Annotated in this window: 14 protein-coding genes and 1 pseudogene; 8 read left to right on the plus strand and 7 right to left on the minus strand. The window is 73.9% G+C overall.

The window, feature by feature from the left end; genetic code table 11:
* The 3 genes from AB0L40_RS20935 to AB0L40_RS20945 all read right to left on the minus strand — a co-directional run.
* A partial coding sequence (locus AB0L40_RS20935; protein ID WP_364359118.1) for a sigma-70 family RNA polymerase sigma factor occupies positions 1-679 on the minus strand: 679 nt, incomplete at its 3' end.
* 154 nt (positions 680-833) lie between these two features.
* A complete protein-coding gene (locus AB0L40_RS20940; RefSeq protein WP_364359121.1) occupies positions 834-1,244 on the minus strand; it encodes a hypothetical protein in 411 nt (136 codons plus the stop codon).
* A gap of 128 nt (positions 1,245-1,372) precedes the next feature.
* A complete protein-coding gene (locus tag AB0L40_RS20945; RefSeq protein ID WP_364359124.1) occupies positions 1,373-2,869 on the minus strand; it encodes an RNA polymerase sigma factor in 1,497 nt (498 codons plus the stop codon).
* Positions 2,870-3,222: 353 nt separating this feature from the next.
* Between AB0L40_RS20945 and AB0L40_RS20950 the strand changes: the two genes are divergently transcribed.
* Positions 3,223-3,615, plus strand: a complete 393-nt coding sequence (locus AB0L40_RS20950) for a hypothetical protein (protein ID WP_364359127.1) — start codon at positions 3,223-3,225, stop codon at positions 3,613-3,615.
* An 81-nt stretch (positions 3,616-3,696) separates the two neighbouring features.
* Here AB0L40_RS20950 and AB0L40_RS20955 read toward each other — a convergent pair whose 3' ends face one another.
* Positions 3,697-3,984, minus strand: coding sequence for an ATP-dependent Clp protease adaptor ClpS (locus AB0L40_RS20955; protein WP_364359130.1), 288 nt, complete (start codon positions 3,982-3,984; stop codon positions 3,697-3,699).
* Between the two features lie 152 nt (positions 3,985-4,136).
* On the opposite strand from AB0L40_RS20955, the gene AB0L40_RS20960 reads away from it, so the two are divergent.
* Positions 4,137-4,622, plus strand: a complete 486-nt coding sequence (locus AB0L40_RS20960) for an OsmC family protein (protein WP_364359133.1) — start codon at positions 4,137-4,139, stop codon at positions 4,620-4,622.
* 73 nt (positions 4,623-4,695) lie between these two features.
* On the opposite strand, the gene AB0L40_RS20965 is transcribed toward AB0L40_RS20960, so the two are convergent.
* Entirely contained in the window at positions 4,696-5,610 is a 915-nt protein-coding gene (locus AB0L40_RS20965; RefSeq protein ID WP_364359136.1) for an MBL fold metallo-hydrolase, read from the minus strand.
* A gap of 55 nt (positions 5,611-5,665) precedes the next feature.
* Here AB0L40_RS20965 and AB0L40_RS20970 point away from each other — a divergent pair, with 55 nt between their 5' ends.
* The 3 genes and pseudogenes from AB0L40_RS20970 to AB0L40_RS20980 all read left to right on the plus strand — a co-directional run bounded on the left by AB0L40_RS20970 (position 5,666) and on the right by AB0L40_RS20980 (position 9,547).
* Positions 5,666-7,774 (plus strand): protein meaA, encoded by a 2,109-nt coding sequence (locus tag AB0L40_RS20970; RefSeq protein WP_364359157.1) that lies wholly within the window; start codon positions 5,666-5,668, stop codon positions 7,772-7,774.
* Between the two features lie 195 nt (positions 7,775-7,969).
* A pseudogene (locus tag AB0L40_RS20975) lies at positions 7,970-8,221 on the plus strand (helix-turn-helix domain-containing protein); the annotation flags it as partial.
* Positions 8,222-8,722: 501 nt separating this feature from the next.
* Positions 8,723-9,547: a sigma-70 family RNA polymerase sigma factor gene (locus tag AB0L40_RS20980; RefSeq protein WP_364359139.1), complete on the plus strand. Its 825-nt coding sequence runs from the start codon at positions 8,723-8,725 to the stop codon at positions 9,545-9,547.
* Between the two features lie 128 nt (positions 9,548-9,675).
* Here the strand turns inward: AB0L40_RS20980 and AB0L40_RS20985 are convergent, their stop codons facing one another.
* Positions 9,676-10,317, minus strand: a complete 642-nt coding sequence (locus AB0L40_RS20985; protein WP_364359142.1) for a CHAP domain-containing protein — start codon at positions 10,315-10,317, stop codon at positions 9,676-9,678.
* Positions 10,318-10,887: 570 nt separating this feature from the next.
* On the opposite strand from AB0L40_RS20985, the gene AB0L40_RS20990 reads away from it, so the two are divergent.
* Entirely contained in the window at positions 10,888-11,469 is a 582-nt protein-coding gene (locus AB0L40_RS20990; RefSeq protein WP_364359145.1) for an RNA polymerase sigma factor, read from the plus strand.
* Positions 11,466-12,950: a hypothetical protein gene (locus AB0L40_RS20995; protein WP_364359148.1), complete on the plus strand. Its 1,485-nt coding sequence runs from the start codon at positions 11,466-11,468 to the stop codon at positions 12,948-12,950. Before AB0L40_RS20990 ends, AB0L40_RS20995 begins: the two co-directional genes overlap by 4 nt.
* Before the next feature lie 1,135 nt (positions 12,951-14,085).
* Here AB0L40_RS20995 and AB0L40_RS21000 read toward each other — a convergent pair.
* Positions 14,086-14,817, minus strand: a complete 732-nt coding sequence (locus tag AB0L40_RS21000) for a glycosyltransferase (protein WP_364359151.1) — start codon at positions 14,815-14,817, stop codon at positions 14,086-14,088.
* 6 nt (positions 14,818-14,823) lie between these two features.
* On the opposite strand from AB0L40_RS21000, the gene AB0L40_RS21005 reads away from it, so the two are divergent.
* Positions 14,824-15,044, plus strand: a 221-nt coding sequence (locus AB0L40_RS21005) for a hypothetical protein (RefSeq protein ID WP_364359154.1), incomplete at its 3' end; no start/stop codon positions are given.

Raw genomic sequence — 15,044 nt, forward strand, 5'->3', positions numbered from 1 at the left:
AGGCTGAGGCTGGTCCGGCGGTGACGAGCGTCAGGCCGATCGCGAGGGCGATCGCCGACGTCGCAGTGCGCCAGGAAGCCCTTGTGAGGTGAGCGTGCAACAGCGGGCGGATCTGCGCGCAGTCCGCGTCGCGGGCGTCCGCCGTGCGCATGAGGCTCTCGCGCGCCCGGAGGACGGCCATCGCGACCGCGCGCTCGCTGATGCCGAGCTCGTCCGCGACGTCGCCCACGGGCCGGTCGTCGACGGCGCGCGCGATCAGCGCGCGACGCTGGGCGTCCGGGAGCCGCGACACGTCGTCGATCGTGCGGCGCAGCCGATCTCTGCGAAGGATCAGCACGTCGGGAGGCGTGGCCGGGTCGGCGAGCGGTCGCGCGTCGAGGGCGTCGGCCGGCCGCCGGGCGCGGGCCCGCACCGCGTCGATCGTCGCGTTGCGGGCCATCCGGAACAGCCACGCCGCGAGGTGATCCGGGGCGAACCCGCGCTGCAGCTCGCCGTGCGCCCGGACGAGCACGTCCTGGACGACGTCGTCCGGGTCGACGGTGCCGGGGCGCGCGAGCGACGCCACGTAGCGCCGGAGCGCCGGGCGATGGCGTCGGTCCAGCCGCTCCCAGGCGTCGTCCTCCCCGGCCGCCAGGCGGGAGAGCAGGGCACCGTCGCGGGACGAGGCGCGGATGGGCACGGGCGGGGGACGTTCCTGGCTCGGGGTGGGGACGCGACGCCCGGGTGGTACGCCGTCCCCGAGAGGACGACCCCCGCCCGTCGACCTCACGGACCTTCCGCGAAGCAGCGTGCCACCGGCGCGGGGGGCCGTCCAGACGCCGTGCCGTGCCCGCTCAGTGGCCGTACCCGTAGACCGTGATCCTGCCGCTGTGGTTCTCGTGTGCCGCGGCGACGATCGTCACGCGCCGCTTGCCCGAGTACCGCGTCTGGTCCTTGGCGACCCGGATCTCGACGTCGCTGCTCTCGGACACGGCGATCCCGGTCAGGCCCTTGCCGCGAGGGAGCGTGAGGACGACCCGACGCTTCGCGGTGCCGCCGGACACCGTGACCTCGCGGTAGACGAGCACCGCGCCCTTCGGGATGCGATCGCCGCGGTGGAGGTGGTTGCCGGGGACGGACACGGGCGCCTTCGCGCCGGTCCAGGTCTTCTGGGCGCCGACGACGGGGGCGCCGGCCGTCGCGGGGGCCGTGACGACGGCGAGCGCGCCGACGGCGACCAGGGTGGTGCGGGTGATGCGGGACATGGGATTCCTCGGTGGTTCGGGGGATGTCGGCGGCGCGTCCGAGCGCGCCGTCGGGGAGAGGACGTCCGGTGAGGGACGAACGCACGGACGTTCTGCGAAAGATCCTTCGGGCGGGCGGCCGGGCGGGGTCACGGCGTCGTTCCGGATCGCGCGATCGCGCCCGGACCCGGACCCGCCACCGCTCCGGCACCCGGCGTCGGGCGCCGCAGCTTCGACCACCGGATCCAGCCGGAGAGCTCGGGGTCGTCCGCGATGACGTAGGCCCACCGTCGGCTCTTCGACGACCGGATCACGGACACCGGCTGGTGGCCGTACATCGACGAGTACGGCAGCCCACCCGGCGTCTTCCGCAGGTAGTGATGCCCCGGGACCGTGACCATCGCCGTCTCGCCCGCCCGCGTCCGGCGCGGATGCAGCGCCATCGAGCCGTACCGGTCGGGCCGCTTGCACAGGACGCCGACCTGGGTCGTCTCGGCGCGGTCCAGCCGCCGATCGTCGAACAGCAGCCGCACCGTCGGCCCGCCCAGCTCGAGACGGTGGTCCGCGTGCCACATGACGTCGAAGGACTTCGGGTGCGGTGGGGAGATGAAGTTCACCGTGCGCGTCCCGCGCGGACAGTGGAGCACCACCGCGCGGCGTTGCCCCGGGGGCGGGACCCCGGCGGGGAGTCGCACGCGGGCGGTCACCGCCCAGACGCCGGCGGGCAGCGGTCCGCCACGGCGGACCTCGCGGTCCGCGACGTACCCCGCCGCCAACGTCACCGGCGACGGATCCCCAGGACCCCTGCGGTGCTCGCGCTCGACGACGATCCCGCCGGTCGCGACCGCGACGACGATCACGCCCACGACCGACTTGCCGACCACCCCGAACGTCGCCCCGCCGCCGCCCAGCAGCCCGGCCAAGGGGAGGATCGGCGGCACGAGGACCTTCAGGCGCCGGTCGACCCTCCGGAACGCCTTGCGATAGGAGCGACAGTCCGCGCAGTGCTGGAGGTGCAGCCGGGCCCGCTCCGACGGCCGACGGCCGCGGTCGTGGGCGTCGTGGAGGCCCTCGCGGATCCGGCCGCAGGATGCGTCGCGGGCCTCGGCCGTCCGGACGAGACTCTCACGCGCCCGGCGGATCGACATCCGCACCGCCGGGGCGCTGAGCCCGAGCTCGACGGCGACCTCCTCCACCGGCCGGTCGTCGACCGCGACGGCGACCAGCGCTCGTCGCTGGGCGTCGGGCAGCCGCGCGACGTCGTCGATCACGCGACGCAGGCGCTCGCGGCGCACGATCACCACGTCGGGACCGCCGGCGACGTCGGCGACGACCTCGTCGTCCAGCGGCTCGGTCACCCGTCGCGCCCGCGCGCGGGTGGCGTCGATCGCGGCGTTGCGGACCATCCGGTGCAGCCACGCCGACAGGTGGTCGGGGACGAAGCCGGACGCGAGCTCGCGGTGGGCCCGGACGAGGACGTCCTGGACGACGTCGTCGGGATCCACGACACCCGGCCGCGACAGCGACGCCGCCCAGCGCCGCAACGCCGGCCGGTGCCGACGGTCCAGGGCCTCCCACGCACCGTCGTCCCGCGCGGCGAGCCGGGCGAGCAGCGCGTCGTCTCGGGACGAGCGGCGGGGACTCACGGGCGCCGTTCAGCGGCCGTTCGCGTCGACCGCGCGGTCCCCCGTGGGCTGGTTGGCGGGGACCGGCGGGGTGGTGCGGACGGGACGGGACACGGGGATCCTCGGTGGTTCGGGGGACGGCGACGGCGCTTCACACTGGCGCCGTCGAGGTGAGGACGTCCGGGGGACGGCGGAACGCACGCACGTTCCTCGAAAGATCCTTCCAGCCCGCCGGTGGGGCGCTCCGGCGGCGATCGCCCCAGGGCGAGCCGGCCGGCTCCGGGCCACGTCCCCGGCCGTGCCGCACCCGGCCGCGCCGCGGCGACGACATCGCCCCCGCGCGATCCGGCCGGACATGGGACCATAGGAGCACGATGACGACGATCGCCTACGAGATCCCGTTCTACGCGACAGGCCTGCAGGGCGACAACCTCGCCGCCAAGCTGCAGGAGATCACGCCCAAGCTGCTGCGCGAAGGCGCGCTCGAGGTGCGGGTCATCCGCTCGCGCGAGGACGCCTACAAGTTCCGCATGTCGATCGCGGTCCCCGACGCGGAGACCTGGTCGCGGATGTGGAACTCCGAGACCTGGATCACGTTCCGCACGGTCCAGTCCAAGCTCTACCAGAAGCCCCTCGCGTACGAGAAGAACGTCGCGATCGCGCACGGGCGCGCGCCGGGCGTGACGGATCCGTACGGCGACGAGCCGTTCGGCCCCGCGAAGGCCGAGGACGACGCCCGGATCACGGGCTCGCCCGTCCCCAGCTGAGCCCTCCCCGCCCTCCGGGGCGGGTGCGCGGGTGCCCGAAGGCCCGTCGTCCCGGCGGGCCTTCGTCGTTCTCGGCCTGGGTCAGGCCTGCTCGAGCGGGGCCATCGTCAGGCCCGCGTCCCGCAGCTGCTCCCAGTAGTGCTCGGCGAGCTCCTTGTGGCCGGTCCACACGATCGCCGCGCCGGTGTGGTGGATCCGGTCCGCGATCCGCAGGCCCGAATCGACCGTCACGCCGGGGATGAACCGGGCGAGGACCACCGCGACACCCTGGTGCGTGTTGTGGTCGTCGTCGCGGACGATCACGTTCCACGCTCCACCGAGGCCCGTTCCCGGGTCGGCGGCGCGTGTCTGCTCGATGGTCTGACTCACGGTCGTGCAGGGTAACGGGGAAGTCCCGGAGGATGCGGACCGAGGCGGCTCTGGAGCCGGAGGACCTGCGGTCGCGGGGTCCGTCGCCCCCACCATAGGACACCCGCGGGCCTGTGCCAAGGTGTCGGCATGGTCGACGCGACGAGGCCCGCATGAGCGACGGGAGCACCGTCCACCGCTACGCCGCCGTCTGCACCTGGGAGGGCAGCACCGGGGTCGGCTACGCGGCCTACGACCGCGGGCACCACGTCCACGCGCTCCCGTCCCGGGACGAGCTGCGCCTGACGAGCGACCCGGCGTTCGGGGGCGACCCGGCGTCGCTGAACCCCGAGCAGCTGCTCCTCGCCGCGGCCAGCTCCTGCCAGCTGCTCGCGTTCCTCGCCGTCGCGGCGCGGGCCCGGGTCGACGTGGTCGCCTACCGCGACGAGGCGTCGGCGGAGATGCCCGAGCCCACCACGGGCGGCTCCACGACCATGTGGATCGAGCGGATCGTCCTGCGGCCGATGATCACCGTCCGCGGGACCACGTCGGACGACCGCCTGCGCCGGCTGGTCGACCTCGCCCACCGCGAGTGCTTCATCGCCAACAGCCTGCGGTCGGAGATGTCGATCGAGCCGGTGATCCTCCGGGCGGCCTGAACGGCCGGGCCGGACCCCGATCGGCGGCGAAGGCCGAGGCGATCGAGCGGCGTCGAGACCCCGCGGGCGGCGATCAGGCCTTCGGGTCCTCGGCGGCCTGCTCGGCGGCCGAGTGGTCCTGCGCCTCGGCGGCGTCGACCTCGGCCTGGCGGTGCACGCGCTGCCAGTAGCGGTCGAGACCGGCCCAGAGGCCCTCGAACGGCCCGGCGGCGTAGTACGTCGGCAGGCCCTCCTCCCCCGCACGCTCCAGGACCCAGGCGCGGATCCACTCGGCCATCCCGGCGGCGTCGGTGGTCCGAGCGGCCTCGGAGAACTGGTCCAGCGCCTCGTGGCACGTGGCGATCTGCTCCATCACGTCGCCGGTGGTCTGGCCGAAGTGCATGAACGCCAGGCGCTCGGGCTCCCAGGCGGCGACCGTCTCCAGCGACTGGTGCCAGAGCGGCGGGTCGATGTCCGGCGGCGGCGTCGGCGGCAGCGCGGGGCCGCCGTCGATGCGGATCCCGGTGACGTCGCCCGTGAACGCCGTGCGCGTCGGACGGTGGAGGTACGACACGTGGTGCTGGGCGTGCCCGGGCGTGTAGGCGACCTCCCACGGCCCCTCGCTCTCGCCACCGTGCAGCACGCGGACGTTCTTCTCCGGGATCGGGATGACCTCCCCCCAGAGCATGTCGAAGTAGTCACCGAAGACCTTGCGCGCGCTGGCGACCAGGCGGGTCGGGTCGATCATGTGGCGGGCGCCGCGCTCGTGGACCCAGACCTCGACGTCGGGGAACCGCTCGACGAGCGCGCCGGTGCCGCCGGCGTGGTCGAAGTGGATGTGGGTCAGCAGGATCGCGCGGGGCGTCCGGCCGTCCAGCGCCTCGACGACCCGGTCGATCGTCTTCTCGCAGCCCGGGTCGACGATCACGTCGTCGAAGAGGTGCGCGGACATCGCCTTCGGCTTGCCCAGGTGCAGGAGGTCGACGGTCTGGGGGATCGCGGGCGGCACGTGATCGACCTTATCTCGCGGGCGACAGCGGCCGGATGCTTCCTACCCCGCGTAGATCGAGGCGGGTCCCGCACCCCAACGATCGGGGGGTGCGTCATACACTGCCGGGATGACGAGCCCACGCCTGCCGAAGCCGGACCGTCCCTGGCTGATGCGGACCTACGCCGGCCACTCGACGGCGAAGGCCTCCAACGAGCTCTACCGGGGCAACCTGGCCAAGGGCCAGACCGGCCTGTCGGTGGCGTTCGACCTGCCGACGCAGACCGGGTACGACCCCGACGACACCCTCGCGCGCGGCGAGGTCGGCAAGGTCGGCGTGCCGGTCTCCCACATCGGCGACATGCGGGTCCTGATGGACGGCATCCCGCTGCAGACGATGAACACGTCGATGACGATCAACGCGGTCGCCGCGTGGATGCTCTCGATGTACATCGTGGCCGCCGAGGAGCAGAACCCGGACGAGGACCCCGACGAGGTCCAGCGGGCGCTCCAGGGCACGACGCAGAACGACATCATCAAGGAGTTCCTGGCGCGCGGCACCTACGCGTTCCCGCCCGGCCCCTCGATGCGGCTGATCGCGGACATGATCGCCTACACGGTCGAGCACGTCCCCAAGTGGAACCCGATCAACATCTGCAGCTACCACCTGCAGGAGGCCGGGGCCACGCCGGTCCAGGAGATCGCCTACGCGATGTCCAATGCGATCGCGGTCCTCGACGCGGCGGCGGAGAAGGTCGATCCGTCGCAGATGCCGAAGGTCTTCGCGCGCATCTCGTTCTTCGTGAACGCCGGCGTGCGGTTCATCGAGGAGCACGCGAAGCTCCGCGCGATGGGCGTCCTCTGGGAGGCCCTGGGCCGCGACCGCTACGGGATCACGGACGAGAAGGCCCTGCGCTTCCGCTACGGCGTGCAGGTCAACTCGCTCGGGCTGACCGAGGCGCAGCCGGAGAACAACGTGCAGCGCATCGTGCTCGAGGCGCTCGCCGTCACGCTCGGCCGCAACGCCCGCGCCCGCGCGCTGCAGCTGCCGGCGTGGAACGAGGCCCTCGGGCTCCCCCGCGCCTGGGACCAGCAGTGGGCGCTGCGGATCCAGCAGGTCCTGGCGTTCGAGACCGACCTGCTCGAGTACCCCGACATCTTCGAGGGCTCGGTCGTCATGGAGGGGCTCGTCGACGAGCTGCTCGAGGGCGCGCGGGCGGAGATGGCCGTCGTGGCCGAGCACGGCGGCGCCGTCGAGGCCGTCGACTACATGAAGAGCTCGCTGGTGGAGAGCCACCGCGAGCGGATCGCCCGGATCGAGAAGCACGACCTCACCGTCGTCGGCATCAACAAGTACACCGAGACCGAGCCGTCCCCCCTGACCGCCGCGGGAGACGGCGGCATCATGACCGTCGACCACGCCGTAGAGCAGCAGGCCAAGGACGCGATCGCGGAGTGGCGCGCGGGCCGCGACCAGGTCGCCGTCGACGCCGCGCTGACGCGCCTGGCCGAGGTCGCCCGGTCGAACGAGAACATCATGCCCGCGTCGATCGAGGCCGCCCGCGCGGGCGTCACGACCGGCGAGTGGGCCAAGACGCTGCGCGCGGCGTTCGGCGAATACCGCGGCCCCACGGGTGTCGGGGAGGCCGCGTCCACGACCGACCGCTCCGCGTCGCTCGAGGCCGTCCAGGCCGAGGTCGAGCGCGTGTCGGAGGCGATGGGCCGCCGGATCAAGATCCTCGTCGGCAAGCCCGGCCTCGACGGCCACTCCAACGGTGCCGAGCAGATCGCCGTCCGGGCCCGCGACGTCGGCATGGACGTCGTCTACGAGGGCATCCGCCTGACGCCCGAGCAGATCGCCCGCTCGGCCGAGCAGGAGGGCGTCCACGTCATCGGCCTGTCGATCCTCTCGGGCAGCCACCTCGAGCTGATCCCGGCCGTGATCCAGGAGCTGCGGGCCAAGGGCATCGACGTGCCCGTGATCGTCGGCGGGATCATCCCGGAGGCCGACGCCCAGCCCCTGGCCGACGCCGGCGTGGCGGGCGTCTACACGCCGAAGGACTTCGACATCTCGGTGATCATGGCCGACATCACGCGCATCGTCGCGGAGGCCAACGGCGTGCTGGACGAGGCCGACGTGCCCGCCCCCACGGGCGGCTCGATCGAGGCCGGCGCGACCGGCTGACCACGCCCCGCGCACCCGGGGTCCAGATCGCCACCTGCTCGGCGACCGAACGGTCGACCGCGGGCAGGACGACGCCGACCCCGTGCTCGACGGCGTTGGTGCAGTCGAGCAGCGGCGTCCCGGCGAGCGTCCCGTCCGCAGCGCCGGCGAGCTGGAGAGCCGGCTCGACGCCGTCCCACGCGACGGCCAGCAGTGGCCCTGCGCACCGGCGACCGGCGGCGCCGCGACCTGCGGTCGGTCATCGGCGGGATCAGCGACAAGGCGCCGACCGACGCCCTGCGGCGGCTGCAGGACGCCGGCCTCGTGCATCGCACGACGCACGCGGAGGCACCGCCACGCGTCGAGTACGGGCTGACGGCGCGCGGTGGGCACTTCGTCGCGGGCCCGCTCGGGGCCCTCGGGGCGTGGGTCGCGCCCGAGGTCGCCGGTCCGCCTGCCGGTCCCTGACCGCTCCTGGTCGACCGCGCCGACCGGCCGACGGTCGGACGGAGCACGCGGGGCCGCGGCGCCGCAACGTGGACGCGCCCGCACCCGACGCGCGGAGCGGCGGATGACGAGATCAATCGTCTCACGATGGAATGGCCAGATCTCGACGGACGGTTGATGCAGACCGACGTCCGGCGATCTGTGCGCTTGGACACCGCCCGGCAGTGCTCCCCCGATCGTCGTTGACGACATCCACCGATCGGTGAGCTGGGATGGCACCCAGACCCTATTTTGGCGATCGTCGTTACCCGCGAGATCTCACGAACCGGTTTCAAAATGCCTGCACCCCTGGGGATTCTCGGGAGCCCTGGACATCCGACCGAAGAACGTCGTACACCCATGGGCCATCCGTCTAGAACGCCTCGCATCGGAGTCCGACTCCGACGATCGTGGGACCCAGGACAGCGGGTGGCCCCTCACCTCCGTCTCGACCGCAGAGCACCCCCCGCAGATCGGAGTCCCATGAGTTCCCTGACCGCCCGCCAACGCCCAGATGGACGCCCCACGGCCGAGCAGCTGCTCGGCAGGTGGGAGCGGTACCGGGCCACCGGCTCCCGGGCAGAGCGCGACGAGCTGGTCTTCGTTCTCACCCCGCTCGTCCGGCACATCGTCACGCGAAAGATCCGCCAGCTCCCCGCGTACTGCGAGCTGGACGACCTGGCTGCCGCGGGCTACGAGGCCCTCGTCGTGTCGATCGAGCGCTACGACCCCGCCAAGGGCGCGACGCTCGAGCAGTTCGCGTGGACGCGCATCCACGGCGCCGTGCTCGACGAGCTCCGCCGGCGGGACTGGGCGCCCCGCTCGCTGCGCCGCTGGGAGCGCGACGCGGAGAAGGCCCGCCGCGAGCTCCGGGGGCGCCTGGCGCGCGAGCCGACGGACGCCGAGATGGGGGCGCACCTGGAGAGCTCGGCCGACGAGGTCCGCGGGCGCCGCGACCAGCTGGCGCTGGCCGAGGTCGAGTCGCTGGCGACCACCGTCGCGGGGTCCGACGGCGTCGTCGTCGACCGCGCCGAGACGATCGCCGCCCGCGACCGCTCGCTGGACCCCGAGCACGCCGCCGCCGTCCGCGAGGCCCGCGACCGCGTGGCCGCCGCCGTCGCCGCCCTCCCCACCCGCGAGCGCGAGGTCGCCCTCCTCCTCTACGTCGAGGAGCGCCGCCTGCGGGAGATCGGCGAGATGCTCGGCGTCTCCGAGTCGCGGGTCTGCCAGATCGCCGGCACGCTGCGCAAGCGGCTGCGCGTCGCGCTCGGCGCCGACGCGGACCTCCTGGGCGCGCTCGTCGACTGAGCCTCCGCCCGGCCCTCCGCCGGTCTGGCGGCGGGGCCGGCGAGGGACGACCGGCGGGGCCCGCCCCTCGGGGTCCCGGCCCCGACGCACCGGCCCGCTCCGGGCCGGCGCGCGGGACGCGCCGCGACCTACGCCACGCGGATGTAGCCGATCGCCTCGCCGGCGGGATGGGTCCGCTCGGCGACGCGGTCGGAGCTGTTGCCCTCGATCGTCTCGACGGTGCCGTCGGGGCGGACGCCCGTGACGATGCCGGTGTGCTGGTTCAGCACGATCACGTCCCCCACGTTCGGGACCACCCCGGGCCCGTTCGGGACCCCACGGCCGGCGCCTTGGGCCCACGACCACATGTGGTCGACCGAGCCGAACCCCTGCCCCTGGTCGCCCAGCGGCGTCCCGGCCTGGCTCGCGGCCCAGGAGACGAAGTAGGCGCACCACGGACCGGGTCCGGGCGACCCGGCCACCGCCTGGCGGTACGTCGCGATCTGCGGCGAGTCGTTGGACCCCGGCGGCTGCTCGACGACGCCGGCCTGGCTGCGGGCCGCGTCGATCATCGGCGTCGAGCCGACCGTCGCCGAGGCGGTGCGCAGCGCGGTCGCGAACCCGGTCGACGAGGCGACGGTCGTTCCGGTCCCGGTCCCGGTCCCGGTCGCGGCGGTGGTGGTCGTGGCCGCGGCTGCCGCGCGCTGGGCCGCCGCCGCACGGGCGGCGGCCTGGGGATCCGCCAGCGTCTGCAGTTGCGCGATCCGGTCCAGCGTCGTGGCGAGGGTCATCACCACGGTGATCGGCGGGTGGGCGGGCGGCTTGAGGGGCGGGGGCGGCGCCCGGTCCTGACCGGCCGCACGCCGCTCACCGGCGGCCGGGTGCGGATCACCGCGCGCACCGCCGGCCTACGCCGCGCCAACAGCACCCGCCCACGAAGCTGGTCACGCTTCTCCGTCGACCGGACTCCGCACACCATCGCGCGACCGTCGCACGCATCGCAGAACGAGGCGAAGCGGCAAGCCACCGATTCCAGCGAGCGGCCGCCCGACTCAAGCTCGAACGCTGCGACGGCTAGCCGGCAGTGTCCGACGTTTCACATCGTTCGAGCCGGTTCCCTTCGGGTTCGTCCCTTCCAACCTTCACGACGGGAGACCGGCCCGCTCCCGTGCCACCAGCAGCCGCGGGCCTCGGCCTGATTCCGATGGTCGCCGCGGTGGTGCTCATGTGCCGACGCTGAACGAGCATCGAGGGTCGCTTCTGGGCCCCGAAGCCTCGCTCGGGTTCCGGACCGGCACGCTCGATCGCCGTCGACGCCGTACCGGGTGCAACGCTCGGGGCATCTTCGGGAGAGAAGAGGTGTGAGCACACCGGCAGACGACGGGACGATCGTCATCGCGTCCGTCGAGGACCCCGAACGATTCGGGACGCTCGTGGAGCGTCACCACCCAGCGGTCCATCGGTACCTCGCGCGTAGGGTCGGCGTCGACCACGCAGACGACCTCGCGGCCGAGACGTTCGCGGTCGCGTTCCGGCGCCGAGCGACCTACGACGGGCGCCCGCAGGCGCTCCCCTGGCTGTTGGGGATCGCCACCCGCCTGGCGCAGCGCCTACGACGGGACGAGGTTCGCGCGCTGCGCGCATACGCCAGAACCGGCATCGACCCGTTCTCGCCGTCCCACGACCTTGCCGCCGACGACCGCCTCGACGCCGCGGCGCTGGCACCGGAACTCGCCGGCGCGCTGGCGGCGATGCGCACCAACCACCGCGAAGCCCTGCTGCTCTGTGCCGTCGGCGGACTCACACCCGACGAAGCCGGCCGAGCGCTCGACGTTCCCCCGGCCACGATCCGCTCGTGGCTGTTTCGCGCACGAGCGACCGCCCGACGCCGCCTGCCCGCCCCCACGACGACCACGTCGCTGTCCCCGGAGGACGTCCGATGACCGACCCCCTCGACGACCTCCGCCGGTTCGCGGATTTCCGCGCGCACGCGCCCGCACCGACGAGCACCGCGACCGACCGCGCGCACGCCGCGCTCGCCGTCGCCCAGACCGCCGAGCTGCGCACCTGTTCCCCGAGCGGGGTGCCGCGCACCACGGGCCTTCCGCGTCTCCGCCGCCCGCGGATCGCCGGCGCCGGAGCCGCGGCGCTGGCGGCCCTCATCGTGATCGTCGTCGCCGCCTGGCCGTCTCGGGCGCCCTCGACCCTCGACCTGCTGAGCCAGGCCCGGGCAGCGCTCGCGCCCGACGACCAGGTCCTGCACTACCGCGTGACCGTGAACGCCGAAGGCGACGGCGCCCCCCGCGGGGTGATCGAACGCGCCGAGGGCTGGGTCCGCGGACGCCCGGACCGACGCACCGAGGGACGAGAGCTCACCAGGAGCTTCGCGCCCGGCCGCAACGACTCCGCAGGCGTGACCGAGTCGTCGTGGCGACCCGACACCGGCGATCCGCGCCGCACGATCGTGCTCTACCGGTCCGGCACCTCCGGCCCCGCGACCCGCCGAGTCGTCGGCAGCGCGCGGCCGACCGCGAGCGTCTTCGCCAGCAGTCTCGACCCGCGCCAGGACGCTCGCTGGACCCGCACCAGCCAGACCGACGACACGATCGTGCTGACCCGTTCCATGGGCGGAGCCGCCCGACTCACCGTCGAGCTCGACCGCGGCACCGGACTCCCCCGCCGGTTCGTCGCCGAGGACACGTTCAGCACCGGCGGTCACGCGCGCTACGTCACGACCATCACCACCGATGAGCTCCCCGCCACCCCGAAGAACCGGCAGCTCCTCACCATCACCGCCCCGACCGTCCCTGCGACCGCCTCGTGGGGCACCCCGGAGGCCACGCGACTGATCGAGCGCGCACGTCGCCTGCTCTCCCCGCCTGACGGGGTGGTCACCGTCCGCTCCCGCACCTTGTTCGTCACGCGCGGACCGGGCGTCCGCAACGGCCGGGCCACCCGGGTGGTCCGCCGACGCGGGTCGTTCCTCTTCGAGCACGGACTGCTCCTCCGCGGGCAGCTCACCGCGATCCGCAGCAACGACACCCAAGGCCCCTCCACCACCTGGATCCCCGACCCGCGCGATCCGGATCGCGTCCTCGTCCGCGAAGCACGAGGCCCGGTCGTCTCGATCGAACGACCGATCGTCACCCCCGTCCGGCTCACGACGCTCGGCGACCGCTCCGACGGCTGGCGCGTCGCGCGACGCACAGCTCGACGCATCGTCCTTCGGTCTCCCGCACGCGATCGGTACTCCGGCGGAGAACTCGTCCTGGACCGCCATACCGGCGCCATCCTCACCGCCACGACCACCCCCGGGCTCGAGGAGCGCCACCAGGACGTCGCCGTCACCACTGTTCAGCGCCTCACGGTCGCCAGCCGCCCCGCCCGTCCCGGCGACGCGACGGCGATCGCCGCCAAGCCTTAGGACCTATCTCATTCTCACGCGGTCCGTGGTGGTCGGGGACACATCGGATCTCGCCGCCGGGCCCGTCGGTCAGTCATCAGACTGGCTCTCGGGACCCGACGACGACCTCCTCGGTCCCCGACCACCACGACTCCACGGGAAAACGAGATAGGCCCTTAGGGCACCGACGGTCCCCGTCGGAGACCTGCCACGTGCTCGGCGCCGCCCACACCCCGGTCGGTGCGGGCGTCCGGGGCAGGACCTCACGTCTTCGGCGTGAGACGGACCCGGAACCCCTCGATGCGATCGCCGACGATCCGCGCAGAGACGGACGAGAACGGCGACTCGAGACCGGTGTCGCTGCGCTCGAACACGAGGGGCAACGACCCCGGGTCGGCGAACCCGTCCTCACACGGGTACGTGCTCCGAGCGCGTGCCCGCGAGTCCCCGACCGCGAGGCCTCGGGCGGTGCGCCAGCGTCCGCCGGTCACCTCGATGGTCGTGACCTCCAGACCGTCGGACCGACACGTCCGGCTGCAGTCGGAGCGGATGGACAGGGTGGCGTGAACGCCTCGGACCGCCCACCACAGCTCTCGACGTGTCTCCTTCGACGGCGGTCCGAAAGCACGAACCAGCGAGCTCCGCCGAGTTGGGCGAGTCGGGGACGCCCGGAGAGCCCCCACCGCCGTCACCAACCCGCGGCCGTCGGTCACCACCACGCCACCGCCGCCGCTGCCCGCTGACCGCGACGAGTCAGAACCGCGACTCACCGTCGCGCCGACGGCGACGACCACGACGACGACCGTCGCGAACGAGGCTGCGCGCCTGCCGGGTGCCACGCCGCGAGCGTCCACCGGCCCGGGCGTCGTAGCCGCACCCACGGCCGTGCCGACCCGGCGGCGTTCGACGCGCGACGTCCTGCCGGCTCAGCGGGCACCCCTCCCTCCCCGACGAGATCACCACACCGGCCAGGTCTTCATCGCAGAACCACGAGAACGGGAGGCCGCCGACGGGCAACACGGTGCTGCCTCCGGTGACCGTGAACGCCAGGCGGACACGGCTGTCCACCCTCGACGAGTTCTGAGGCCTGCCTCAGAACTTCGCACCCGCCCCTGTCGGGGACCTCCGGCGCGCTCGGGCGGTCCCGGGAGCCGCCTCAGCCGGCCACGAACGCACCCGGGACCTGCGAGCCGTGGCGGGCCTCGAACGCCGTGCGGTCGTCCTCCACCTGACGGTCGATCCAGGCGCGCAGGGTCGGGTCGTCGGTGGCCACCGTCTCACTCAGGCCGTGGCGGACGTGGGATTCGCGGACGAGGACCGGCGGGGTGGCGGCGGCGCGGAGGCGGGTCAGGAGGTCGGTGTCCTGGTACCAGACGACGAGGCCCGGATCGAGGAACTCCCCCGGGGCGACGGCGTGGCGGTCCAGGGCGTCGCGGGAGACCGCGAAGCACCAGGCGGCGAAGTCCTCGCGCATCGGGCCGTCGAGGGTCCACGGGAACGCGACGGGGTGGCCGGCGTCCAACGCCGTGCGCAGCGGCGGCCACCAGCCGGGGCGGACCTCGACGTCGTCGTTGCAGACGACCGCGTAGCGGCCCCGGGCCGCCCGCAGGCCGGCGTTCACCGGCGCCGTGAAGCCCTGCGGCGGCGCGCCGTTGTCGACGACGACCACCTCGTACGGCGCGTCGGTGTGGTCCTGGATCGCGCGGACGCAGCGGCGCAGGCGGTCGCCCGCGGCGTCGAGCGTCGGGATCACGATCGTGACCTCCGGCGGGGTGCCGGGCGGATGGCGGTCGAGGCTGCGGGCGGCGGCGTCGCGGCGGGGGGCGGCGGGCGGGGCCGGGAGGGCCGACGGGGCCGGCGCGACGACCGACGTCGGCACGGTGCACACGGCGCCGTGCGCGGCCAGGCGCGTGAGGACGGCAGCGGCGGCGAGGGCGTCCGGGACCGCCGCCGCCGAACGGGTGGCGCGGTCCGGATCGATGCCGGCCGGAACACCGAGTCCGTCGCTTCCCGCCGGGCGGCCCGGCCCGCGCACCCGCTCGGCCGGACGTTCCACATCGAGGCGATCGCATTGATCCACGAGGACGAGGGCGCGATCGAGGAGGCCATCGACCA

The organism is Patulibacter sp. NPDC049589 (genome assembly GCF_040675535.1).
Lineage (GTDB): Bacteria > Actinomycetota > Thermoleophilia > Solirubrobacterales > Solirubrobacteraceae > Patulibacter.

Coding starts and splice junctions, on each gene's coding strand:
- AB0L40_RS20995 (WP_364359148.1), top strand. CDS start 11,466: ATGACCGACCCCCTCGACGACCTCCGCCGGTTCGCGGATTTCCGCGCG.
- AB0L40_RS20980 (WP_364359139.1), top strand. CDS start 8,723: ATGAGTTCCCTGACCGCCCGCCAACGCCCAGATGGACGCCCCACGGCC.
- AB0L40_RS20940 (WP_364359121.1), bottom strand. CDS start 1,244: ATGTCCCGCATCACCCGCACCACCCTGGTCGCCGTCGGCGCGCTCGCC.
- AB0L40_RS20985 (WP_364359142.1), bottom strand. CDS start 10,317: ATGACCCTCGCCACGACGCTGGACCGGATCGCGCAACTGCAGACGCTG.
- AB0L40_RS20950 (WP_364359127.1), top strand. CDS start 3,223: ATGACGACGATCGCCTACGAGATCCCGTTCTACGCGACAGGCCTGCAG.
- AB0L40_RS20960 (WP_364359133.1), top strand. CDS start 4,137: ATGAGCGACGGGAGCACCGTCCACCGCTACGCCGCCGTCTGCACCTGG.